Origin of the sequence: Oryzihumus sp., from assembly GCF_036391795.1 — a bacterium.
In the GTDB taxonomy this organism is placed as follows: Bacteria; Actinomycetota; Actinomycetes; order Actinomycetales; family Dermatophilaceae; genus Oryzihumus.
Genome location: NZ_DASVZH010000099.1, coordinates 1 through 21,413, shown reverse-complemented (window position 1 = coordinate 21,413; position 21,413 = coordinate 1). Strand labels below are relative to the sequence as shown.

Annotated in this window: 18 protein-coding genes and 1 pseudogene; 11 read left to right on the top strand and 8 right to left on the bottom strand. The window is 72.7% G+C overall.

Translation table 11 applies throughout. From position 1 onward, the window contains the following. Both VF825_RS05945 and VF825_RS05940 read right to left on the bottom strand, forming a co-directional pair. Positions 1-201, bottom strand: a pseudogene (locus VF825_RS05945) (hypothetical protein); the annotation flags it as partial. Between the two features lie 72 nt (positions 202-273). Then, on the bottom strand, positions 274-2,190 hold the full coding sequence (locus tag VF825_RS05940; RefSeq protein WP_331111150.1) for a CocE/NonD family hydrolase: 1,917 nt from the start codon (positions 2,188-2,190) through the stop codon (positions 274-276). A gap of 345 nt (positions 2,191-2,535) precedes the next feature. Here VF825_RS05940 and VF825_RS05935 point away from each other — a divergent pair, with 345 nt between their 5' ends. Both VF825_RS05935 and VF825_RS05930 read left to right on the top strand, forming a co-directional pair. After that, the gene (locus VF825_RS05935) at positions 2,536-4,611 is read left to right on the top strand and encodes a M4 family metallopeptidase (RefSeq protein ID WP_331111148.1); all 2,076 of its coding nucleotides are present in this window, start codon (positions 2,536-2,538) and stop codon (positions 4,609-4,611) included. A gap of 255 nt (positions 4,612-4,866) precedes the next feature. Beyond that, the gene (locus VF825_RS05930; protein WP_331111146.1) at positions 4,867-5,451 is read left to right on the top strand and encodes a class I SAM-dependent methyltransferase; all 585 of its coding nucleotides are present in this window, start codon (positions 4,867-4,869) and stop codon (positions 5,449-5,451) included. A gap of 53 nt (positions 5,452-5,504) precedes the next feature. Here VF825_RS05930 and VF825_RS05925 read toward each other — a convergent pair whose 3' ends face one another. Beyond that, on the bottom strand, positions 5,505-6,008 hold the full coding sequence (locus VF825_RS05925; protein ID WP_331111144.1) for a hypothetical protein: 504 nt from the start codon (positions 6,006-6,008) through the stop codon (positions 5,505-5,507). Positions 6,009-6,221: 213 nt separating this feature from the next. Between VF825_RS05925 and sucC the strand changes: the two genes are divergently transcribed. Together sucC and sucD are read left to right on the top strand one after the other, a co-directional pair. Beyond that, positions 6,222-7,403, top strand: coding sequence for an ADP-forming succinate--CoA ligase subunit beta (gene sucC / locus VF825_RS05920; RefSeq protein ID WP_331111142.1), 1,182 nt, complete (start codon positions 6,222-6,224; stop codon positions 7,401-7,403). Between the two features lie 18 nt (positions 7,404-7,421). Continuing rightward, entirely contained in the window at positions 7,422-8,312 is an 891-nt protein-coding gene (sucD, locus tag VF825_RS05915; RefSeq protein ID WP_141787252.1) for a succinate--CoA ligase subunit alpha, read from the top strand. Between the two features lie 92 nt (positions 8,313-8,404). Here the strand turns inward: sucD and VF825_RS05910 are convergent, their stop codons facing one another. Together VF825_RS05910 and VF825_RS05905 are read right to left on the bottom strand one after the other, a co-directional pair. Next, positions 8,405-9,814, bottom strand: coding sequence for a hypothetical protein (locus VF825_RS05910; RefSeq protein WP_331111138.1), 1,410 nt, complete (start codon positions 9,812-9,814; stop codon positions 8,405-8,407). Then, positions 9,807-10,313 (bottom strand): SigE family RNA polymerase sigma factor, encoded by a 507-nt coding sequence (locus tag VF825_RS05905; protein ID WP_331111136.1) that lies wholly within the window; start codon positions 10,311-10,313, stop codon positions 9,807-9,809. Before VF825_RS05905 ends, VF825_RS05910 begins: the two co-directional genes overlap by 8 nt. A gap of 175 nt (positions 10,314-10,488) precedes the next feature. Between VF825_RS05905 and VF825_RS05900 the strand changes: the two genes are divergently transcribed. Next, positions 10,489-11,754, top strand: coding sequence for a DUF6350 family protein (locus VF825_RS05900; RefSeq protein WP_331111134.1), 1,266 nt, complete (start codon positions 10,489-10,491; stop codon positions 11,752-11,754). Positions 11,755-11,764: 10 nt separating this feature from the next. Here VF825_RS05900 and VF825_RS05895 read toward each other — a convergent pair whose 3' ends face one another. After that, positions 11,765-12,208, bottom strand: coding sequence for a hypothetical protein (locus VF825_RS05895; RefSeq protein WP_331111132.1), 444 nt, complete (start codon positions 12,206-12,208; stop codon positions 11,765-11,767). A 110-nt stretch (positions 12,209-12,318) separates the two neighbouring features. Between VF825_RS05895 and purN the strand changes: the two genes are divergently transcribed. From purN to VF825_RS05865, 6 genes are all read left to right on the top strand, one after another. Further along, the gene (gene purN / locus VF825_RS05890) at positions 12,319-12,957 is read left to right on the top strand and encodes a phosphoribosylglycinamide formyltransferase (protein ID WP_331111130.1); all 639 of its coding nucleotides are present in this window, start codon (positions 12,319-12,321) and stop codon (positions 12,955-12,957) included. After that, positions 12,954-14,537: a bifunctional phosphoribosylaminoimidazolecarboxamide formyltransferase/IMP cyclohydrolase gene (gene purH / locus VF825_RS05885; protein WP_331111128.1), complete on the top strand. Its 1,584-nt coding sequence runs from the start codon at positions 12,954-12,956 to the stop codon at positions 14,535-14,537. Before purN ends, purH begins: the two co-directional genes overlap by 4 nt. Positions 14,538-14,580: 43 nt before the next feature. Then, on the top strand, positions 14,581-15,447 hold the full coding sequence (locus VF825_RS05880; protein WP_331111126.1) for a bifunctional methylenetetrahydrofolate dehydrogenase/methenyltetrahydrofolate cyclohydrolase: 867 nt from the start codon (positions 14,581-14,583) through the stop codon (positions 15,445-15,447). After that, positions 15,444-15,725, top strand: coding sequence for a DUF3017 domain-containing protein (locus VF825_RS05875; RefSeq protein ID WP_331111122.1), 282 nt, complete (start codon positions 15,444-15,446; stop codon positions 15,723-15,725). Before VF825_RS05880 ends, VF825_RS05875 begins: the two co-directional genes overlap by 4 nt. A gap of 212 nt (positions 15,726-15,937) precedes the next feature. Continuing rightward, positions 15,938-16,651: a hypothetical protein gene (locus VF825_RS05870; RefSeq protein ID WP_331111120.1), complete on the top strand. Its 714-nt coding sequence runs from the start codon at positions 15,938-15,940 to the stop codon at positions 16,649-16,651. After that, on the top strand, positions 16,629-19,859 hold the full coding sequence (locus VF825_RS05865; protein WP_331111118.1) for a bifunctional cytochrome P450/NADPH--P450 reductase: 3,231 nt from the start codon (positions 16,629-16,631) through the stop codon (positions 19,857-19,859). Before VF825_RS05870 ends, VF825_RS05865 begins: the two co-directional genes overlap by 23 nt. A 15-nt stretch (positions 19,860-19,874) precedes the next feature. Here the strand turns inward: VF825_RS05865 and VF825_RS05860 are convergent, their stop codons facing one another. Further along, positions 19,875-20,234, bottom strand: coding sequence for a hypothetical protein (locus VF825_RS05860; RefSeq protein ID WP_331111116.1), 360 nt, complete (start codon positions 20,232-20,234; stop codon positions 19,875-19,877). A gap of 161 nt (positions 20,235-20,395) precedes the next feature. Next, a complete protein-coding gene (locus VF825_RS05855; RefSeq protein ID WP_331111114.1) occupies positions 20,396-21,385 on the bottom strand; it encodes a malate dehydrogenase in 990 nt (329 codons plus the stop codon). Between the last annotated feature and the right edge of the window lie 28 nt (positions 21,386-21,413).

The following is a 21,413-nucleotide window of genomic DNA, read 5'->3' as shown; positions in this document are numbered from 1 at the left end:
GGCGGTGCGCGTCGGGCTCGTCGCCGAGCTGGTGGTGGTCGTGGCGGGACGGGTCACGCCGGTCGACGAGGGGGTGGGACCCCCGGCCGTCGGCGCGGCCGCCCCGGCCGTCGGCGCGGCCGCAGGGTCGCAGGCGGCCATCGCGAGCACGCAGCCGACCGCTGCCAGAGCCGCCGGCGCGCGGTGGAGCCGTGCGCGCATGAGGTGTCCGTCCGTCGGGTGCAGGTCGTCCCCGGTCGGCCAGTCTGCCCTCTTTGGGGCTTCTGTGCCGAATCAGCCGACCAGTGGGATCCGCAGCACCGCGGGGGACAGGGGGTCGGCGGTGACGGTGACCGGCTGCGCGGCATACGCGTTCTTGTAAGCGGCGTCGCTGCCGGCCAGCACCAGCTGGAGCCGGTGCCCGGCCTCGACCCGGTGCACGATGCCGGGCAGCTCGATGTGGACGCTGCGCGTGACGTCACCCACCCGCACCGGGCTGATCAGCTTGTTGACCAGGGTCTTGGTCCCGTCGGGCGCCACGTCGTAGAGCTTGGCGAACACCTGCAGCTGGCCCGCCGGACCGGCCGACTGCGTGGCGGCGACCGTGGGGGCGGTGAACCGGACGTCGAGGGTCGGCACACCCACGACGGTCGCGGGCGTGGCGAGGGGTGCACTCGTCCAGGCGCCGAACGTCCCCGGCGTGTCGAACGGCGCGGTGGTGCCCGGCGGCAGCGTGCCGGCCGGGACCTGACCCTCCAGGCCCGAGACCTCGGAGTAGGAGCCGAACGCCCCGCCCCCGGGGTTGGTCCACGACACCGAGCCCGGCGCGACGGCGGCGCGGTTGGCCACGAGGTCGCCGGAGCCGGAGAGGTACCACGGCTTCGGGCTGCCGACCGGGTAGGAGCTCGCGGAGGCGTAGGCGGGCGCGGCGTTGCCGGTGTAGCTCACCCAGTCGCGGAAGTACGCGAACTCCGGGCCGGTCCCCACCGTGCTGTCCTTGAGGTAGTGGTCGAACCAGTCCTCGATCCGCTGCCCGAGGTAGGTGCCCTCGATCTGCTGGCCGCTCAGGTCGAGCTCCCCCGGCGCCGCGCCGCTGTTGCCGTTGGCCCCGCCGGAGTGGCCCCAGGACTGCCACGCCATCGTCACCGGCACCTGGCGCGCCTTGAGCCCGCGGTAGGTGGCGACGGCCTCCTGCAGGTTGAACAGCGTGTCGTTCTCGCCCTGGATGAGGAAGACCGGGACGTGGATCTTGTCGAGGTAGTGCCCGACAGAGACGCGGTCGGTGAGGCGGAACGTGTCGGGCGTCGGGTAGCCCGCGGTGTCCAGCGTGGCCTTGGCCAGGCACGCCTCCTGCACGAAGTTGGGGCAGCCGACGTTGCGCGTGGGGTCGATGGCGGCGCCCTGGATCCCGTCGGCGATGCCGACGCCGAAGAACAGCCCCGTCCAGCCCACCTTCTCGGTGCCGGGGGTCTGGTCGGCATAGGTGACCCCGGTCGTGAACGCCGTGTTGTTGGGCGCCAGGGAGTAGCGCAGGTCGTTCCAGGTGATCAGCGGCACAAGCGTGTCGACGCGTGGATCCGTTGCGGCAGTGGCGAACTGGATCTGTCCGCCGTAGGACCCGCCGATCATGCCGAGCCGCGGGTCGTGGGTCGCGGGGTTGTCCAGCTTGGTGAAGTCCACGGCCAGCCTGCCCGCGCCACCGGGGGTCCCCGCGAGGTCGGAGGAGTCGTATGCCGCGCTGCCGCCACCCCCCAGGAAGGTCACCAGGTGCGAGGCGGCGACACCGTCCACGCCCGGGTCGTCGAGGGAGATCTTGCAGCCGGAGTCGGGGAAGCCGAGGCCCGTGTAGGACAGCACGGCATACCCGCGCTGGGCGAAGGCCCGGCCGAGGCCGGCCTGGTCGGCCTTGGAGCCGCCGAAGCCGTTGGTGGTCAGGATCGACGGCACGGGGTGGGCGGCGTCGGCGTGGTGCGGCTTGTAGAGGTCGGCGTCGATGACGCAGGTCTGCGGGTTGCCCAGGTCGTCGGTGCCGGCGGGGACGGTGAAGTGCAGTCCGGTGTAGACGTCGACCTGGTCGAGTGCGGTGCTCGTCCCCGACGCGGGCGGGGGAGCCGCGAGCGCGGTGGGGGCAAGGCCGAACGCCGCCGTGCCGAGGGTGGCCGTGGCAGCAGTGGCCGTGGCGGCCAGGGTCCTCAGGGATGGGCGGCGCATGAGCAGGGTCCCTCCGTCGACGTTGCCCGCTCAACGACGGCGGCGACGCCCCGGTTACGCGCGGGTAGCAACCGCGGGCTCCCGGCCCTGACCTGTGGGTTTGCCCTCCGGCACAGGAGCCCTTTACCCCGCGCTGGTGAAAGCGCTTCTGCGACAAGCGTTTTACGCCGGTTGCCACACCTTTGGCAAAGGTTCCGTCTGGGGCATTGACCCTGGTCCAGGGGGCCCAGAAGTCTGCGCAGGCCGCCTCACAGCAGCCGCACAGGCTGCACATCGGGACCTCACAGGCGGCTTCGACGGTCGTGCGCCCGAGGGTGCAGGGCCCATCACCTTAGGAGTAGTGGCTTGAAACGACTCACGACCGGCCTGGCGCTCGGGTGCGCCCTGGTCGCCGCAGCTGCGGCCGCTCCCGCGGCCAGCGCACTCCCGGGTGCCGCCACCCCTGGCCCCGCCGCCCGCCCCGCCCTCCAGGCCGAGCAGGCCAGGGCCGACGCGATGGGCCACGCCCTGCGGCTCGACAAGCGCGAGACCCTCACGGTCAAGGACGTCATCTCCGACCCGGACGGCAGCACGCACGTGCGCTACGAGCGCACCTTCGCCGGGCTGCGGGTCATCGGTGGTGACCTCGTCGTGCACCGCGACCGGGCCGGAGCGATCCGCGGCGTCAGCTGGAACGCCTCCGGCAGGGCCGAGGTCCCCTCCACCACGCCGAGGCTCGCCCGCTCCGCGGCGCTGGCCCAGGGCGCCAGGGCCTCGGACTTCTCCGCGAAGAAGTCGGCCGACGAGCTCGACGTCTACGCCGGCTCGGGCACGCCGCGGCTGGCCTACGACGTCGTGACCACCGGCGTGAAGGCCGACCAGACGCCCAGCCGCCTGCACACCGTCGTCGACGCCACCTCCGGTGCCACGCTGGCCGGCTGGGACGAGGTCGAGACCGGCACCGGCAACTCGATCTACAGCGGGTCGGTCTCGATCGGCACCCAGCTCAGCGGCAGCTACCAGCTGAAGGACCCCAACCGCGGCGGCAACTACACGACCGACCTCAACGGGCAGACCGACCCGGCGGTCGGCACCGGCCCCACCGGGACGCTGTTCACCGACGCGGACGACGTGTGGGGCAACGGCTCCACCAGCGACCGCGCCTCGGCCGGGGTGGACGCCCACTACGGCGCCCAGGTCACGTGGGACTACTACAAGAACACCCACGGCCGGAACGGCATCTTCAACAACGGCACCGGTGTCCGCTCGCGCGTCCACTACGGCAACGGCTACGTCAACGCCTTCTGGGACGGCACCCAGATGACCTACGGCGACGGGTCGAGCAACACCCACCCGCTGACCGAGATCGACGTCGCCGGCCACGAGATGAGCCACGGCGTCACGGAGAACTCGGCCGGCCTGGCCTACTCCGGCGACGCGGGGGGCCTCAACGAGGCCACCAGCGACATCTTCGGCACCGCCGTGGAGTTCTATGCCAACAACGCCAGCGACGTGGGCGACTACCTCATCGGCGAGAAGATCAACATCAACGGCAACGGCACGCCGCTGCGCTACATGGACAAGCCGTCCAAGGACGGGTCCAGCAAGGACTGCTGGTCGGCGACGCTGGGCACCCTCGACCCGCACTACTCCTCGGGCCCGCTCAACCACTGGTTCTACCTGGCCTCCGAGGGCTCGGGCGCCAAGACCATCAACGGTGTCTCCTACAACAGCCCCACCTGTGACGGCTCCACCGTCACCGCCGTGGGCCGCGCCACCGCAGCGAAGGTCTGGTACCGCACGCTGACGACCTACCTGACCTCCACGAGCACCTACGCGGACGCCCGCAACGGTGCGATCAAGGCGGCCAAGGACCTCTACGGCGTGGGCAGCGCCCAGTGCACCAACATCGCGGCGGCGTTCACGGCCATCGCGGTCCCGGCCACGACCGAGACCTGCGGCACCAGCGGCGGCGGGGGTGGCAGCAACCTGCTGCAGAACCCGGGCTTCGAGTCGGGCAACGTCAGCTGGACCGCCACCTCCGGCGTGATCACCAGCTCCACGAGCGCCACCCCGCGCACCGGCTCGTGGTACGGCTGGCTCAACGGCTACGGCAGCGCCAGCACCGACTACGCCCAGCAGTCGGTGGCCATCCCGTCCACGGCCGCCTCGGCGACGCTGTCCTTCTACCTGAAGGTCTCCACCGCCGAGACCACGACGACCTCCGCCTACGACACGCTCAAGGCCCAGGTCGTCGACGGCTCCACGACGACGACCCTCGCGACGTACTCCAACCTCAACAAGGGCACGTCGTACGTCCTGAAGTCGCTCGACCTCAGCGCCTGGAAGGGCAGGACCGTCACGGTCAAGTTCCTGGGCACCGAGGACTCCTCGCTGGCCACGAGCTTCTTCCTCGACGACACCTCGGTCGCCACGAGCTGACCGCCCGGCCACACCCGCGACCCGGCGCCGGTCCCTCCACCCGAGGGGCCGGCACCGGCGTGCCGGGTGGACACGCCGGTATGCCGTGCCGTCACCGCGGTATCCGGGAGAGGGTTCGGCTCGCGCGTCACGCGCCAGGGCAGCGCAGGGCCGCTAGTGTCCGGGCACGTGGTCCCGCCGTTGACGCAACCTGCCGACCTTGACGCCGTCCGGTCCTCCTACGACCGGGTGGCTGACAACTACGTGGCGATGAACATGGGCGACGTCGGCCCGTACCCGTGGCTGCGTGCCGTCCTTGCCGCCTTCGCTGAGGAGGTGCGCGGTCTGGGGCCCGTCCTGGATGTCGGTTGCGGCCCCGGCGAGGTCACTGCTCATCTCGCCGGTCTCGGGGTCGACGTCTCGGGCGTCGACCTGTCGCCGAAGATGGTCGAACACGCCAGGCGGCTCCACCCCCGCTTGCGGTTCGCCGTTGCCTCGGCCACCGACCTCGATCTCGAACCAGGTTCGCTCGGCGGGATCCTTGGCTGGTGGTCCTTGTTCAACCTCCCCCGTGAGGTCCTGCCCGAGGTGCTGGCATCGTTCGCCTGCGCACTGGTCCCGGGAGGACACGCTCTGATCGGTACGCACGTCGGCGCCGGGGACGTCCCGCGGACCGAGGCCTACGGCGGGGTGCCCGTGACGTGGACGACGCACCTGTGGCAGCCCGGGGAGCTCGGCGAGCTCATCGTCGCAGCGGGTCTGGAGCTCACAGCGCAGCTTCAGCTGCCCGCGAGCGGGCAGCTCCGGCCCCAGGTGCTGATCAGCGCCAGACGCGCCCCCGAGATCGCGCCGGGCAGGTAGCGCCCGGGGCATCCGGACCGGGGGCAGTGGGAGCCGTCGACGGCGGAGCCGGCTCAGGTCGTGGAGGTCGTGGAGCTCGCGGGGACGATGGTGCAGAGCCTGCGCTGGTCCACGGGCGCGGTGACGTCCGCGAGCAGGCGCGTCAACGGCTCGGCGAGCTTGGTCAGCGCGGGGTCCTCGATCCGGGCGCTGGAGCGGCCGGAGGCCACGAGCACCACCAGGTCGTCGGGGTGCCGGGGTGTGGTCACCGGCGCGGGCAGGGAGGACCAGTCGACCATGGCGGCGGCCCGGCCGATCGACTGCATGAGGGCCCCGTCGACCTGGCAGCGGGTGGGGGTGCCGCCCCTGCTGGTCACGCGGGCCTGGCCGTCGACGGCGAGGACCACCCGGTCGCGGAAGCCCGCCACCCCGCCGGAGCGGGTGAGGGTCAGCGGCTGGCTCAGGGCCGACCCGTCCGTCACGCTGGGCCCCACCCCGCCCGGTGGGGTCGCCGAGCCGCAGGCGCTGAGCAGGAGGACGGCGGCCAGACCCGCGAGGGGACGTGTCGGGGAGGGCATGGCCACATCATGCCGACCCCGGGGGAGCGGCGCAGTCCCGCCGGTGGCGCCGACCTGTCGGGGGGGCGTGCGCTCGCCCCGTCAGGCGGGCGTCGCCGCAGGTGAGATTGCTCCCATCGGCCGGTGCGGGGCCCACCCACGGTCCTGCACGGCGTACCGCGGGACTAGGCTCCGCTCGGACAATCCCTTCGATGACGAGGATGGATTCGGCTCGTGGATCTTTTCGAGTACCAAGCGCGCGACGTGTTCGAGGCGCACGGTGTACCGGTGCTGGACGGCGCCGTCGCCGAGACTGTTGAGGAAGCCCGTGCGGCTGCGGAGACCATCGGCGCCAGGAGCGGCGGCGTGGTCGTGGTCAAGGCCCAGGTCAAGACCGGAGGCCGTGGCAAGGCCGGTGGCGTCAAGGTCGCCAAGAGCGTCGACGAGGCTGCCGCGGCGGCCGAGCAGATCCTCGGCATGGACATCAAGGGCCACACGGTCCACAAGGTGATGATCGCCCAGGGTGCGCAGATCGCCGAGGAGTACTACTTCTCGGTCCTGCTCGACCGCGCCAACCGCTCCTACCTGGCCATGGCCAGCAAGGAGGGCGGCATGGAGATCGAGCAGCTCGCCGTCGAGCGCCCCGAGGCCCTCGCCCGCATCGCGGTGGACCCGATCGTCGGGATCGACGCAGCCAAGGCCGCCGAGATCGTCGACGCCGCCGGCTTCGACGCCGACGTCAAGGACGAGATCGCGCGCGTCATCCAGAAGCTGTGGGACGTCTACCGCGAGGAGGACGCCACGCTGGTCGAGGTCAACCCGCTGGTCAAGACGGTCGACGGCTCGATCATCGCCCTCGACGGCAAGGTGACCCTGGACGGCAACGCCGACTTCCGTCACCCGGCCCACGAGGCCCTCGAGGACAAGGCCTCGGCCGACCCGCTGGAGGCGGCGGCCAAGGAGAAGGGCCTCAACTACGTCAAGCTCGACGGCTCCGTCGGCATCATCGGCAACGGCGCCGGCCTGGTCATGTCCACGCTCGACGTGGTCGCCTACGCCGGTGAGGAGTTCCCCGGCTCGCCCAAGCCGGCCAACTTCCTCGACATCGGCGGCGGCGCCTCCGCGGAGGTCATGGCCAACGGCCTGCACATCATCCTCGGCGACCCGCAGGTCAAGAGCGTCTTCGTCAACGTCTTCGGTGGCATCACCGCCTGTGACGCGGTCGCCAACGGCATCGTCGGCGCCCTGAAGACCCTCGGCGACGAGGCCACCAAGCCGCTGGTCGTGCGTCTCGACGGCAACAACGTCGAGGAGGGCCGCCGCATCCTGGCCGAGGCCAACCACCCCCTCGTCACCATCGAGGACACCATGGACGGCGCGGCCCGCAGGGCTGCCGAGCTCGCCGCGGCGAACTGACGGAACGGGAATCTCGCAATGGCAATCTTCTTGGATGACAACAGCAAGGTCATCGTCCAGGGCATGACCGGCTCCGAGGGCATGAAGCACACCCAGCGCATGCTGACCTCGGGCACCACCATCGTCGGCGGCGTGAACCCCCGCAAGGCCGGCACCACGGTCGAGTTCGACGGCGGCGTCACCGTGCCGGTGTTCGGCTCCGTCGCCGAGGCCATGGAGGCCACCGGCGCCAACGTCTCGGTCATCTTCGTCCCGGCGGCCTTCACCAAGGCCGCGGTCGTCGAGGCCGTCGACGCGAAGATCCCGCTCGCGGTGGTCATCACCGAGGGCGTGCCGGTCAAGGACACCGCGGAGTTCTTCACCTACGCCCAGCAGGCCGGCACGACCCGCATCATCGGGCCGAACTGCCCCGGCCTGATCAGCCCCGGCAAGTCCAACGCCGGCATCATCCCCGCCGACATCTCCGGTGGCGGTCGCATCGGCCTGGTCTCCAAGTCGGGCACGCTGACCTACCAGATGATGTACGAGCTGCGGGAGTTCGGCTTCTCCTCCGCGGTCGGCATCGGCGGTGACCCGATCATCGGCACCACGCACATCGACGCCCTCGAGGCGTTCGAGGCGGACCCCGAGACCGACGCGATCGTCATGATCGGCGAGATCGGCGGCGACGCCGAGGAGCGCGCGGCGGCCTACATCAAGGAGCACGTGACCAAGCCGGTCGTCGGCTACGTCGCGGGCTTCACGGCCCCCGAGGGCAAGACCATGGGCCACGCCGGCGCCATCGTCTCCGGCTCCTCGGGCACCGCGGCCGCCAAGAAGGAGGCCCTCGAGGCCGCCGGCGTCCGGGTCGGCAAGACGCCGTCCGAGACCGCGGAGCTCATGCGCGAGATCATGAAGAACCTGGGCTGAGCCACCGTATCCACGGCAGCTCACCCCGGCGGGCCGGTCACCTCCTCGAGGTGACCGGCTCGCCGTACTTCTGCCTGTGTGCGAGTGGGGGGCTACTTCTGGCGGGCGAGGGAGAGGAGCCGGTCGAGCTCGGCGAACCCCTGGGCGGGCTGGCTGCGCAGGTAGAGCGTGGTCACGGCCGCCGGCGTCCCGTCCTGCACCGACACCGCGAGCCAGCCCGCCGCGGCCGGTGCCCCCGGCTCGGCCCCGACGACCTTGAACAGCCCGGGGTGAGCCGGGTCCTGCGTGACCGTGACGTGGGGCACCCGGCTCCCGCAGGTGGCGATGCCGTGGATGATCCGGTCGGCCTCCGCCCGCGCGGCGGCCGCCGAGGCGGTCAGCCGGACGCGTTGCCGGCCCAGGATGGTGCCGTCGACCTGGTCGGCGACCGTGACGATGCCGAACCGGCCGGCAGAGGAGGTCATGTCCATCGCGGTGTCGACGTCGCACTCGTGCACCTGCGCGCTGCCCTCCCAGTCCGTGGTCACGGCGTGCGTGGCGTGGCCTTGCGAGAGCGCGGGGGAGGACCACTGCGAGGCCGCGACGAACAGGCTGGACGGCAGCAGCGGCCGTGTGCCGGCGATGGGCATCTGCTCGGTGCGTGCCCGCGTGGGGGACGGCGGCGTGGTCGTGCTGCGGCCGGGCTGCGGGCCGACGTCGCCGCCGAGCCGGCGCTGCGCGACCGCGCCGATGTCCTGCACCTGCGAGACCGTCCAGCGGTGCTTCCCGCCCTCGCCGGGCTCGACGATCGTGACGATGCCGACCCTCGACCCGGCGTGCGTGACGACGAACCACTCGGTGCTGGCGGGCCCGATGCCGCTGAAGACCTTGGGCCAGGCCGAGTCGGCCACGACCGAGACCTTCATCGGACCCGCGCAGGTCAGCAGCTGGCTCACCAGCGTGTCGGCCTCGCCGTCGGCCGCGGCGGTGGAGGGGTTGCCGTAGACGCGCTGGTCGCCCTGCAGGCCGGAGGACTCGGCGTTGACGGACTGGGCGTGCGCCTGTGTGCCGGGCTGTCCGACGTTGGCGCAGTCCATGACCGCCCCGCCCTCGGACTCCGTGAAGTCGGCGATGACCACCGTCTCGCTGATCCCGAGCGCCCGCTGCCACTCGGCCGAGACCGGCAGGTCGCCAGCGACCGGCAAGGGGACGCCCGCGTCCGCGGGCGTCGTGGCCGACGTCGTCGTGGAGGAGGTCGAGTGGGTGGAGCTGACCGCCGGGCGCAGCGAGGAGGGGTGGCCCCCCAGCCCGCTGAAGCCGACGTAGCCGACGGCCAGGACAGCCGCCGCGGCGGCAGCCGTCGCGGTGAGGACGGTGCGCCGGTGGCGAGCCGCGCCGCGGGCCTTGACGAAGCGCACGTCCGCCAGCTCGAGTGCCTCGACATCCCGGCGCAAAGTGGTCAGGGCGCCCCGCACGAGGTCGTCGTCGGCAGCGGACCAGCGGCCCGGATCCAGCTCAGCCATGGTGGTGCTCCTCTGCACGAAGGGCCTGCGCGAGCAGCGCCCGACCGCGGTGCAGGCGCGCCTTGATCGTGCCTGCCGGGGTGTGGGTCTCGTGGGCGATCTGGTCGATGGACAGGTCGGCCAGGTAGTGCAGCGCCAGGGCCTCCCGGACCGGTTCGGGCAGCTCGCGCAGGGCAGCGAGCACGGCGACCCGGTCCTCGCTCGGTCCCTCCGTGTGCGTCCCCGCCCCGTGCCGGACGTAGGCGCGCTCCTGACCGGTGCGCTTGCGCCACGCCGAGATCGCCAGCCGCCGGGCGACCGTGCGCACCCACGCCATCGGGTCGTCGTACCCGTGCACCTTGTCCCAGCGCTGCCAGGCCCGGCTGAACGCCTCCTGCGTGCAGTCCTGGGCCAGGGTCAGGTCTCCGGTCGCGACGTACACCACGTGGACGACCGAACGGGCCCCCTGCCGGTAGAACTCGTCGAACTCGCGCTCGCTGTCGCCGGCGCTGCCCTTCATCACACCTCCCGTGTCTCCCGGGTCCGAACCCCCGGCCCGGGCGGGCCGTCGGGGGACCAGACGCGAGGCACCTGTTCAAGGTTGCCGGGATCACAGCCCTTTTCCGGGGAATCTGCCGGGCTCGCGGCGCGCCGACGCGGCGCAGATGTGGTCGGGGCGCAACGATTGGGCCCTCATGACTGTGCTCGACCGCCCCCGCCAGGCCAGCCCCGGACCGACCACCGGAGGGCAGGGCCGCTGGGGCCTGCGACTGCGTGCCGCCGGAGCCGGTGCCTCCGCCGCCGTGCTCGGCGTGCTGGTGGTCTGCCTGCCGAGCCTGCTGGTGTGGGTGGCCAGCCCGCAGAGCAGCGTGCCGTGGACGACGGCCTTCGGGATCGGCGCGCACGTGTGGCTGCTGGCGCACACCGTGGACCTCGCCGCGGGCACGGCCACGGTCTCGCTGGTGCCGCTGCTGCTCGGGCTGCTGCCGGTCTCGCTGGCCGTGGTGGCCTGCCGCCGGGTGCTCGCGCTGCTCGACGACGCCCGTCCGGCGCGCTTCCAGATGTGGGGTGCGCTGCGCAAGGACGTCGCCGACGTGGGGCTGGGCTTCACCGGCGCGTATGCCGTGACCGGCCTGCTCGTCTCGCTCACCGCGGGCAGCGCGCACGTGCGCTCCAACCCGGTCGAGAGCCTGGTGGGCACGGCGGTGGTCGCGGCGGGGTCGGTCGTCCTCGCCGTCGCCCTGGAGTTCCATGGTGACCTGCCCTCGGTGGCGCCGGACCTGGCCGACCGGCTGCGGGCGGTGCTGCCGACGTTCGTGCGCAAGGCGCTGCGCCCGGGGTTGTGGGGCGCCGTGGCCGGGCTGCTGCTCGGCGCCGCGCTGGTCGTCGCCGTGGCGGCGGTCCACGCCCAGCGCGTGGGGCAGCTCTACTCCGCCCTCGCACCGGGGGTCGTCGGCGGCACCGTGCTCAGCCTCGTGCAGCTCTCGGCCCTGCCCAACTTCGCCCTGTGGGGGCTGTCGTGGATGGCCGGCCCGGGCTTCGCCGTCGCCAACGGCTCCGCCATCACCTGGACCCACTCCGAGCCCGGCCTGCTGCCGCTCGTCCCGGTGCTCGGGGCGCTGCCGGACCCGGGCCCCCTGCCGGCGGTGCTGCGGCTGGCCGTCCTCGGGCCGGTCCTGCTCGGCGCGCTCGTGGCCTGGCGCAGCATCCGTCAGGTCAGCCGGCTGGCGTCCTGGCAGGCCAAGGCCAAGGTCGCCGCGGCCGGGTGCGTGATCGCCGCGCTCCTGCTGGCGGCGGGCACCTGGCTGGCCGACGGCTCGCTGGGCTCGCGTGAGCTCAGCACGGTGGGTGCCGACCCGGTGCTGGCCGGGTTGTGCCTGCTGGGCGAGATGCTGCTCGGCGCCGCCGTGGTCGTCGGCGCCTCGCAGTGGCGCGCCCACGGGTGGCAGGTCAGGCGCTGACACGCCGACGTCAGCGGCTGACGCCCCACCCGGTGAGCACACCGGTCAACCCGTCGTAGAGGTCGGCCCGGCACTGGGCCGCGGCCGCGGAGGTGTTGGCCCCGACCATGCAGTCCTGGTAGCGCTTGGAGCTGTCGTAGAAGGCGAACGGGGCTGCCGTCGCGACGCCCATGACGACCGCGAGCACCAGGCCGGTGCTCGTCCACGCCACCACGCGGGCCGGTGCCCGGCCCCCGCTCATGGCCCGCAGCGCCCGGACCGCCTCCATGACCGAGAGTCCGAGGGGCAGCAGCGCGATCGCGGTCCACGGCAGCGGCACACCGACGCCGAGCGCGCCGACCAGCATGAGCAGCCCGGCGCGCCGGGCATGGGCCATGCCCGGGGGAAGGGTCCGCGGCTCCTGGCGGGTGGTCGGCACGTGCTGCTCCTGGGTCGAGGTGCTGGTCCGGCCCATCGTCTCCCACCGGACCCACTCGTCGCACAGGACCCTTGTCCATCGGTCCCGGCCCGCGACCCGCGGACGGGCGTCAGGCGCGCGCGAGGCGTCGGATATCGTCTGTGCACGTGACGAGCCTGCCGGACCTCGGTGCCGTGCCCGAGCCCCGCGACATCGTCGTCCTCGTCTCCGGGTCCGGCACCAACCTGCAGGCGCTGATCGACGCGATCGCCGCCGAGCCGCTCTACGGCGTGCGGATCGCCGCCGTCGGGGCTGACCGCGACGGCATCGAGGGCCTGGCCCGGGCCCGGCGTGCCGGCATCCCCACCTTCGTCTGCCGGGTCGAGGACTACCCCAGCCGCGCGGAGTGGGATGCCGCGCTGGCGGCCGAGGTCGCGGCATACCGGCCGGTGCTGGTCGTCTCGGCGGGCTTCATGAAGATCCTCGGACCGGCCTTCCTCGGGTCGGGTTTCACCACCATCAACACCCACCCCGCGCTGCTGCCGGCCTTCCCCGGCGCGCACGGCGTGCGCGACGCGCTCGACTACGGGGTCAAGGTCACCGGCTGCACCTGCCACGTCGTGGACTCCGGCGTCGACACCGGCCCGATCATCGACCAGGCCGTGGTCGGGGTCGAGGAGGATGACACCGTCGAGTCGCTGCACGAGCGCATCAAGGCCAGCGAGCGGTCCCTGCTCGTCGAGACCGTGGGCCGCATGGTCCGCGACGGGTTCACCATCCACCAACGAAAGGTCACCCTGGCGTGAGCACCACAGGTCAGCGTCCGATCACACGAGCCCTCATCTCCGTCTACGACAAGAGCGGGCTGGAGGACCTGGCGCGTGGCCTGCACGACGCCGGGGTCTCCCTCGTCTCCACCGGCTCCACCGCGGCGCGCATCGCCGAGGCCGGCGTGCCGGTGACCCGGGTGGAGGAGCTGACCGGCTTCCCCGAGTGCCTCGACGGGCGGGTCAAGACCCTGCACCCGCGCGTGCACGCCGGCATCCTCGCCGACACCCGCAACCCCGACCACGTGGCGCAGCTGGCCGAGCTGGGCGTCGAGCCGTTCGACCTGGTGGTGTCCAACCTCTACCCGTTCACCGACACGGTGGCCTCGGGCGCCTCGCAGGAGGAGTGCATCGAGCAGATCGACATCGGTGGCCCGTCGATGGTGCGCGCGGCGGCCAAGAACCACGCCAGCGTGGCGATCGTCGTCGACCCCGGGATGTACGCCTCCGTGCTCGTGGCCGCGCGTGGCGGCGGGTTCACCCTGGAGCAGCGCAAGACCCTGGCGGCGCAGGCCTTCGTGCACACCGCGACCTACGACGTGGCGGTCGCGTCGTGGATGGGCAACGTCGTCACCGACACCTCTGACGGCACCGGCTTCCCGGCGTGGATGGGCGCCACGTGGGACAAGCAGCACGTGCTGCGCTACGGCGAGAACCCGCACCAGCGGGCCGCGTTGTACACCAACGGTTACGCCCCCGAGCCGGGGCTGGCCCAGGCCGAGCAGCTGCACGGCAAGGAGATGTCCTACAACAACTACGTCGACGCCGACGCGGCCCGCCGCGCCGCCTACGACCACGACGCGCCCACTGTGGCGATCATCAAGCACGCCAACCCCTGCGGTATCGCGGTCGGTGCCGACCTCGCCGAGGCGCACCGCCGCGCCCACGCCTGTGACAGCGTCTCGGCCTACGGCGGCGTCATCGCCGCGAACGGCACCGTCACGGCCGAGATGGCCCGTCAGGTGGCCGACGTGTTCACCGAGGTCGTCGTGGCGCCGGGCTTCGCGCCGGAGGCCCTGGAGGTCCTGACCGCGAAGAAGAACATCCGCCTGCTGAAGGCCGCTGCGCCCTCGCGTGGCGGGGTGGAGATGCGGCCGATCTCGGGCGGGGTGCTGCTGCAGTCCCAGGACGCGATCGACGCCGAGGTCGAGGACGGTGGCGACGCGGCCTCGCGCTGGCGCCTGGTGGCCGGCGAGGCCGCCGACGAGGCGACCCTGGCCGACCTGGAGTTCGCGTGGCGCGCGATCCGCGCGGTGAAGTCCAACGCGATCCTGCTCGCCGACGGCGGCGCCACGGTCGGCGTAGGGATGGGCCAGGTCAACCGGGTCGACTCCTCGCGCCTGGCCGTGAGCCGGGCCGGGGAGGAGCGCGCCCGTGGCGCGGTGGCGGCGTCGGACGCCTTCTTCCCCTTCGCCGACGGCCTGCAGGTGCTGCTCGATGCCGGAGTCCGCGCGGTCGTCGCCCCCGGCGGGTCGAAGCGCGACGCGGAGGTCATCGAGGCGGCGCAGGCCGCCGGGGTGACGATGTACTTCACCGGCACCCGCCACTTCGCGCACTGAGCACCGTGACCGACCGTCTCACCGTCACCCGGAAGGACCACCGATGACCGCGATCGTCATGGACGGCAAGGCCACCCTGGCCACGATCAAGGGCGAGCTGAAGACCCGCATCGCCGCGCTGCGCGAGCAGGGCGTGGTGCCCGGGCTCGGCACGGTGCTCGTCGGGGATGACCCGGCCAGCCGCTGGTACGTCGGCGCCAAGCACAAGGACTGCGCCGAGGTTGGCATCGCGAGCATCCAGCGCGAGCTGCCGGCCGGGTCCACCCAGGCGCAGGTCGAGGCCGTCGTCGACGAGCTCAACGCCGACCCGGCGTGCACCGGCTTCCTCGTCCAGCAGCCGACGGGGCTGGACGAGTTCGCCATCCTGTCCCGGGTCGACCCGGTCAAGGACGTGGACGGCCTGCACCCGATGAACCTCGGCTGGCTGGTTCTGGGCCGGCCGGCGCCGCTGCCCGCCACGCCCAGCGGGGTCATCGAGCTGCTGCGCCGCTACGACGTGCCGATCGCCGGTGCCGAGGTGTGCGTCATCGGCCGCGGGCTCACCGTCGGTCGCCCGCTGGGCCTGATGCTCACCCGCCGCAGCGAGAACGCCACGGTGACGCTGTGCCACACCGGCACCCGCGACCTCGCGGCGCACGTGCGCCGCGCCGACATCGTCGTCGCCGCGGCGGGGGTGCCCGGCATGGTCACGGCCGACATGGTCAAGCCCGGGGCTGCCGTGCTCGACGTCGGCGTCAGCCGGGTCCCCGGCCCGGACGGCAAGGCCAGGGTGGCCGGCGACGTCGACCCCGGCGTGGCCGAGGTGGCCGGCTGGCTCACCCCCAACCCGGGCGGGGTCGGCCCGATGACGCGCGCGTGCCTGCTCACGAACGTCGTGGAGGCCGCGGAGCGGCAGGCCGCCGCCGGATGAAGCGCCTGACCTGGGTCCCGCCACGCCTCGGTGTGTGGTGGGTCGTCGCCGTGGGGCTGGTCGGTGGCGTGGTGGTGATGTTCTTCGGGTCCGTGCGCGCGGGCGGCTTCGTCTTCGCCGGCAGCCTGCTGCTGGCGGGCATGCTGCGCCTGGTGCTGCCCGCCGCCCGGGCCGGGGGCCTGGTGGTGCGCTCACGCCTGGTCGACGCCGGGACCCTGCTCGGGCTGGGCGTCTTCGTCGCGGCGATCGTGGCCACGCTGGACCTCACGCCCCGCTGAGGAGGGGTGAGGGCGACCCCGTCCTAACTGACGAGGGCGCGTCACCACAGCGGCGGAACCGCAGGCGCCGGGCGGGGACAAGCGTGAGGTGTCCGACGTATCCGGCCCTCGCTGCGCGGAAGGCGGTCCCCTGATGGCAGCAGCGTCCCAGCACGGGTAGCGACGCCGTGCTGGTGGAGGAACCAGCTCGGGAGCACCGTGCGAGCGCACGGATGAGTGCCCTCTCCGGGCTGGTGTTCGCGGTCCTGCTCGTCGTCGCCCTGGTCCTGATGCGCCAGGGGCCGGGGCTGGGCGTGCCGGACAGCGCCTACGCCCAGTTCTACGCCGGCGGCCACGGCAGCGTGCTGGTGACCGCCGGGCTCTATATCGTGCCCTTCGCCGGGATCGCCTTCCTCTGGCACGTCAGCGCCACGCGCACCCTCATCGACGAGCTACCCGGCCCGCGCTCGGAGGTGCCGCGCTGGTTGCAGGTGACCTCCGGCGTGGTCTTCGTCTGCATGGTGTTCGCCGGCACCGCCGCCGTCGGTGCCGTGGCGCTGCTGACGGTCTTCTCCTCCACCCCGCTGCCGCCGCCGGACGTCGCCCGCGCGTTGAGCAGCGCGGGATACGGGCTGGTCTTCGTCTTCGGCGTGCGCGCCGCGGGGATGTACATGATCGCGACCACCCGACTGGCCAGGGCGCGCGAGCTGCTCCCGCGCTGGCTGGCGGTCGTGAGCTACCTCGCTGCGACCTTCCTGCTGGTCAGCACCACGTTCCACCCGGCGCTCCTTCTCGTCTTCCCGGGCTGGGTCGTGCTGATGAGCGTCGTGCTGCTCCTCGAGGCGGGCCGCCACCGCCCCGCCACCCCGGGCCCGGGCCCCCGCGCCCACCCCGTCCCCACACCGTCTGCCCCGGAGGTCCACCATGACCACGACGATCGAGCTTGACCAGATCCCCGGCCCGCACGGGCTGCCGCTGGTCGGCAACGCCTTCGACATCGACGCCCACAACCCGATCGAGGGCTTCATCGCCATGGCCGCGGAGTACGGCCCGATCTTCAAGGTGACGACCCCCGGCAGCACCCGGCTGATGGTCTCCGGGCCCGAGCTGGTCGAGGAGATCTGCGACGACAGCCGCTTCGACAAGTTCGTCGGCGGCGGACTGGCCAACCTGCGCAACGGCGTCGTCGGCGCAGGGCTGTTCACCGCGGACACCGACGACCCGCTGTGGCACCGCGCCCACAACATCCTCATGGCGCCGTTCAGCGTGCAGGCGATGCGCGACTACATGCCGCGGATGCTCGACATCGCCGACCAGCTGATGGAGAAGTGGGCCCGGCTGAACCCGGGGGAGGAGGTCGACGTCCCGGCCGACATGACCCGGCTGACCCTCGACACCATCGCCCTGTGCGGCTTCGGCTACCGGTTCAACTCCTTCTACCGCGACACCCCGCACCCGTTCGTCCAGGCCATGGTGCGCGTGCTCGGCGAGTCCCAGGCGCGGATGCGCCAGCTGCCCCTTCAGGCGCGGCTGCGGGTGCGCGCCCAGCGCCAGCTCGAGGAGGACCAGGCGTTCATGGCCGACCTCGTCGGGCGGCTCATCGCCGAGCGCCGGGCCCAGGGCGAGGCGGCCGACACCACCGACCTGCTCGGCCGGATGATCACCGGGGTGGACAAGCAGACCGGTGAAGGCCTGCCCGACGACAACATCCGGGCGCAGTGCATCACCTTCCTCGTCGCCGGCCACGAGACGACCTCGGGCCTGCTGTCGTTCGCGATCTACTACCTGCTCAAGGACCCGCAGGTCCTCGCCCGGGCCCGGGCCGAGGTGGACGAGGTCTTCGGCGACACCGCCACGCCCACGTTCGAGCAGGTGCACCGCCTGACCTACGTGCGCCAGGTGCTGGACGAGTCACTGCGGCTGTGGCCGACCGCGCCGGGCTTCACGCGGGCACCGGTCGAGGACACGGTGATCGGTGGTCGTTACGTCATCCCGGCGCACACGCCGTTGACGGTGCTCACCCCCGCCCTGCACCGGTCCGCGTCCGTGTGGGGGCCGGACGCCGAGGCGTTCAACCCCGAGCACATGGCGCCCGAGCGCCTGGCGGGGGTCTCGCCGGCGGTCTACAAGCCGTTCGGCTCGGGCATGCGGGCCTGCATCGGGCGCCAGTTCGCCCTGCAGGAGGCCGCGCTGGTGCTGGGCATGGTGCTGCAGCGGTTCGACCTGATCGACCACCTCGACTACCAGCTGCGGACCAGGACGACGCTCACGGTGAAGCCGGACGAGTTCCACATCCAGGTGGTCCCGCGGCCGGACGTCCACATCCAGCGCGCCACCCCCGAGCCGGGCGTGGCGGCCGGCACCCCGGCCCCGTCGGCGGCGCCGGCGCCGATGGTGGCGCGCCACGGCACGCCCCTGGCCGTCCTGTTCGGCTCCAACCTCGGCACCGCGGAGTCCCTGGCGACCCGCCTGGCGCAGGAGGGCACCGAGCGCGGCTTCGACGTCATCGTCGGCTCGCTCGACGACCACGTGTCGGACCTGCCGACCGACGGCGCGACGGTGGTCGTGACCTCCTCCTACAACGGCACGCCGCCGGACAACGCCGCCGCCTTCTGCCGGTGGCTCACCGGCGCCGACCCCCAGGCGGCCAGGGGGGTGGCGTTCACCGTGTTCGGCTGCGGCAACACCGAGTGGGCGGACACCTACCAGGCCGTGCCCAAGCTCGTCGACCAGCAGCTCGAGCAGCACGGCGGGCGACGCGTGCACGCGCGGGGGGAGGGGAACGCGGCCGGCGACTTCGACGCGGCATACCGCGCCTGGCACGCCACCCTCTGGGCGGACATCGCCGGGGCCCTGGACCTACCCGCGGAGGTCGCGAAGGAGGCGCCGACCGGGCCGCGGCTGTCGGTGACCCTGACCAACCGGCAGGTGACCAACCCGGTGGTCGTCTCCTACCAGGCGCACCCGGCGCTGGTGCGCGAGAACCGGGAGCTGCTGCCCACCGTCGCGTCGGCGGGACCACCCGACCGCTCCGTGCGGCACCTCGAGGTGGCGATCCCGGCGGGGATGACCTACCGCACCGGCGACCACCTGGGCGTGCTGCCGCGCAACAGCTTCCAGGCGATCCGGCGGGTCATCGACCGGTTCGGGCTCGACGCCGGGCAGTACCTGACGATCATCCCCAACGGCGGCAGCTTCACCCACCTGCCCATCGACGAGCCGGCGCCCCTGCTGGGGGTGCTGGGCAGCTGCGTCGAGCTCCAGGACGTCGCCAGCCGGGCCGACCTGGAGGTGCTGGCCCGCTACACCCAGGACCCGGGGCAACAGGCCGCGCTCCTGGCCATGACCGAGGACACCGAGGACGGGCAGGCGCGCTACCGCGAGCAGGTCCACGCGAGGAACCGGTCCGTGATGGACCTGCTGGACGACTTCCCGGCCTGCCGGCTGCCGTTCGAGGTCTACCTGGAGCTGCTGCCGCCGCTGCGGCCCCGCTTCTACTCGATCTCCTCCTCGCCGCTGGTCAGTGCCGACACGTGCAGCATCACCGTCGGGCTCCTGCGCGGGCCGGCGCGCTCCGGTGTCGGGGTCTACGACGGGGTCTGCTCCGGCCACCTGGCCCAGCTGCCCGTCCACGGCACCGTGTTCGTGTTCGTCCGCCGGCCGGCGATCCCGTTCCGGCCGCCGGAGAACCCGCACACGCCGATGATCATGGTCGGGGCCGGGACCGGGCTGGCGCCGTTCCGCGGGTTCCTCCAGGACCGGGCGGCGCAGCGGGAGCAGGGCGTGCCGATCGGCGACTCCCTGCTGTTCTTCGGGTGCCGCAGCGCCGACCTCGACCTGCTCTATGCCGACGAGCTGGCGGCCTGGGAGGAGCAGGGCGTGGCCCGGGTCGAGCGGTGTTACTCGGACGCCCCGGGGTCGCCCCGCCGCTGGGTCCAGGACGCGATGCTCGACCGCGCCGACGAGGTCTGGGACCTGCTCCAGCGCGACGCCGTCGTGCTCGTGTGTGGCAACGCCGCCACCATCGCCCCCGGCGTCCGGGCGTCCCTGGTCACGGTCTTCCGGGACCACACCGGTGCCGGCCAGGCCGACGGCGACGCGTGGCTGGCAGGGCTGCGGTCCTCCGAGCGGCTGGTGGAGGACATCTGGGGCTGAGCCGGCCAGGTGCCCTCAGGGCCGCGACGCCCTCGTGGTGAGGACCACGTCGTCGGTGGAGACGTGCACGTGCCGCTCGGTGTCCGTGACCGAGCCGACGGCGTCGGCGATCTGCTCGAGGAGCAGGTTGACGCCGGCCTCGGTCGGTTTGGCCTGCGGCCACAGCCGCTGGGCCGTCGCCTCGCGCGCCCACACGGCCCCGGCGAGGGCGCCGCGGTCGAGGTGCACCGTCACCGCCGGCTCCAGGCTGTGCCCGGACCAGGACGTCAGCTTGATGACGCCGCCCCAGTTGTCGATGTGTGCCCCGGGAGCCATGGCGCCCAGCTTCTCCCGGAAGATCGTGTTCGGCTCGTCGATGTGCGCGGTAGGCCTCATCGCCCCGAGGCTACGTGACCGTCCTGAGCGGCCCGGCCCCCCGGGGCGGCGGCAGACCGGTATGCCGGCCGCGGGGGGTGAGCAGCCCGGCACACCGGCTCCGGACGCGGCACGGCCCCCTCCACCGGCGGGTGGAGGGGGCCGTTCCGTCAGCGGGTGGCTCAGATGAGGCCGAGCTCCGTGACCGCGTCGCGCTCCTCGACCAGCTCGGCGGCCGTGGCGTCCATGCGGGCGCGGGAGAACGCGTCGATCTCCAGGCCCTCGACGATCTGCCAGTCGCCGCCCTTGGTGACGACGGGGTAGGAGTAGATGAGGCCCTCGGGCACGCCGTACTCGCCCTTGGAGCGGACCGCCATGGACACCCAGTCGCCCTCGGGGCTGCCCTGGATCCAGTTGCGGGCGGCGTCGATCGTCGCCGACGCGGCGGAGGCGGCCGAGGAGGAGCCCCGCGCTTCGATGATCGCGGCGCCGCGCTTGGCGACGGTCGGGATGAAGTCGTTCTCGATCCAGGCCTGGTCGCCCACGACCTCGGCGGCGTTCTTGCCGTTGATCTCCGCGTGGAAGATGTCGGGGTACTGGGTGGCCGAGTGGTTGCCCCAGATCGTCATCTTCTTGATGTCGGTGACCTTGGCGCCGGTCTTGGCCGCGAGCTGCGACAGCGCGCGGTTGTGGTCCAGGCGGGTCAGCGCGGAGAAGCGCTCCTGCGGGATGTCGGGAGCGTTGTGCATCGCGATGAGCGCGTTGGTGTTGGCCGGGTTGCCGGTCACGCCGATGCGGATGTCGGAGGCCGCGACCTCGTTGAGGGCCTTGCCCTGCGCGGTGAAGATCGCGCCGTTGGCCTCGAGCAGGTCGCCGCGCTCCATGCCCTTGGTGCGGGGGCGGGCGCCGACGAGAAGGGCGAGGTTGGCCCCGTTGAAGATCGTGGTGGCGTCGTCGCCGATCTCGACGCCGGCCAGGGTCGGGAACGCGCAGTCGTCGAGCTCCATGACGACGCCCTCGAGGGCCTTGAGCGCAGGGGTGATCTCCAGCAGCCGCAGCTCGACCGGGGTCTCCGGGCCGAACAGGGCACCGCTGGCGATGCGGAAGAGCAGGCTGTAGCCGATCTGGCCGGCGGCGCCGGTGACGGCGACCTTGACGGGGGTAGTGCTCACGGGGAGAGGCCCTCCAGGCTCGCGGGTG

Coding starts and splice junctions, on each gene's coding strand:
- VF825_RS05940 (WP_331111150.1), bottom strand. CDS start 2,190: ATGCGCCGCCCATCCCTGAGGACCCTGGCCGCCACGGCCACTGCTGCC.
- VF825_RS05875 (WP_331111122.1), top strand. CDS start 15,444: ATGAAGCGCCTGACCTGGGTCCCGCCACGCCTCGGTGTGTGGTGGGTC.
- VF825_RS05910 (WP_331111138.1), bottom strand. CDS start 9,814: ATGGCTGAGCTGGATCCGGGCCGCTGGTCCGCTGCCGACGACGACCTC.
- VF825_RS05870 (WP_331111120.1), top strand. CDS start 15,938: ATGAGTGCCCTCTCCGGGCTGGTGTTCGCGGTCCTGCTCGTCGTCGCC.
- VF825_RS05930 (WP_331111146.1), top strand. CDS start 4,867: ATGGGCGACGTCGGCCCGTACCCGTGGCTGCGTGCCGTCCTTGCCGCC.
- VF825_RS05860 (WP_331111116.1), bottom strand. CDS start 20,234: ATGAGGCCTACCGCGCACATCGACGAGCCGAACACGATCTTCCGGGAG.
- VF825_RS05925 (WP_331111144.1), bottom strand. CDS start 6,008: ATGCCCTCCCCGACACGTCCCCTCGCGGGTCTGGCCGCCGTCCTCCTG.
- VF825_RS05865 (WP_331111118.1), top strand. CDS start 16,629: ATGACCACGACGATCGAGCTTGACCAGATCCCCGGCCCGCACGGGCTG.
- VF825_RS05905 (WP_331111136.1), bottom strand. CDS start 10,313: ATGAAGGGCAGCGCCGGCGACAGCGAGCGCGAGTTCGACGAGTTCTAC.
- VF825_RS05880 (WP_331111126.1), top strand. CDS start 14,581: ATGACCGCGATCGTCATGGACGGCAAGGCCACCCTGGCCACGATCAAG.
- VF825_RS05895 (WP_331111132.1), bottom strand. CDS start 12,208: ATGGGCCGGACCAGCACCTCGACCCAGGAGCAGCACGTGCCGACCACC.
- sucD (WP_141787252.1), top strand. CDS start 7,422: ATGGCAATCTTCTTGGATGACAACAGCAAGGTCATCGTCCAGGGCATG.
- VF825_RS05900 (WP_331111134.1), top strand. CDS start 10,489: ATGACTGTGCTCGACCGCCCCCGCCAGGCCAGCCCCGGACCGACCACC.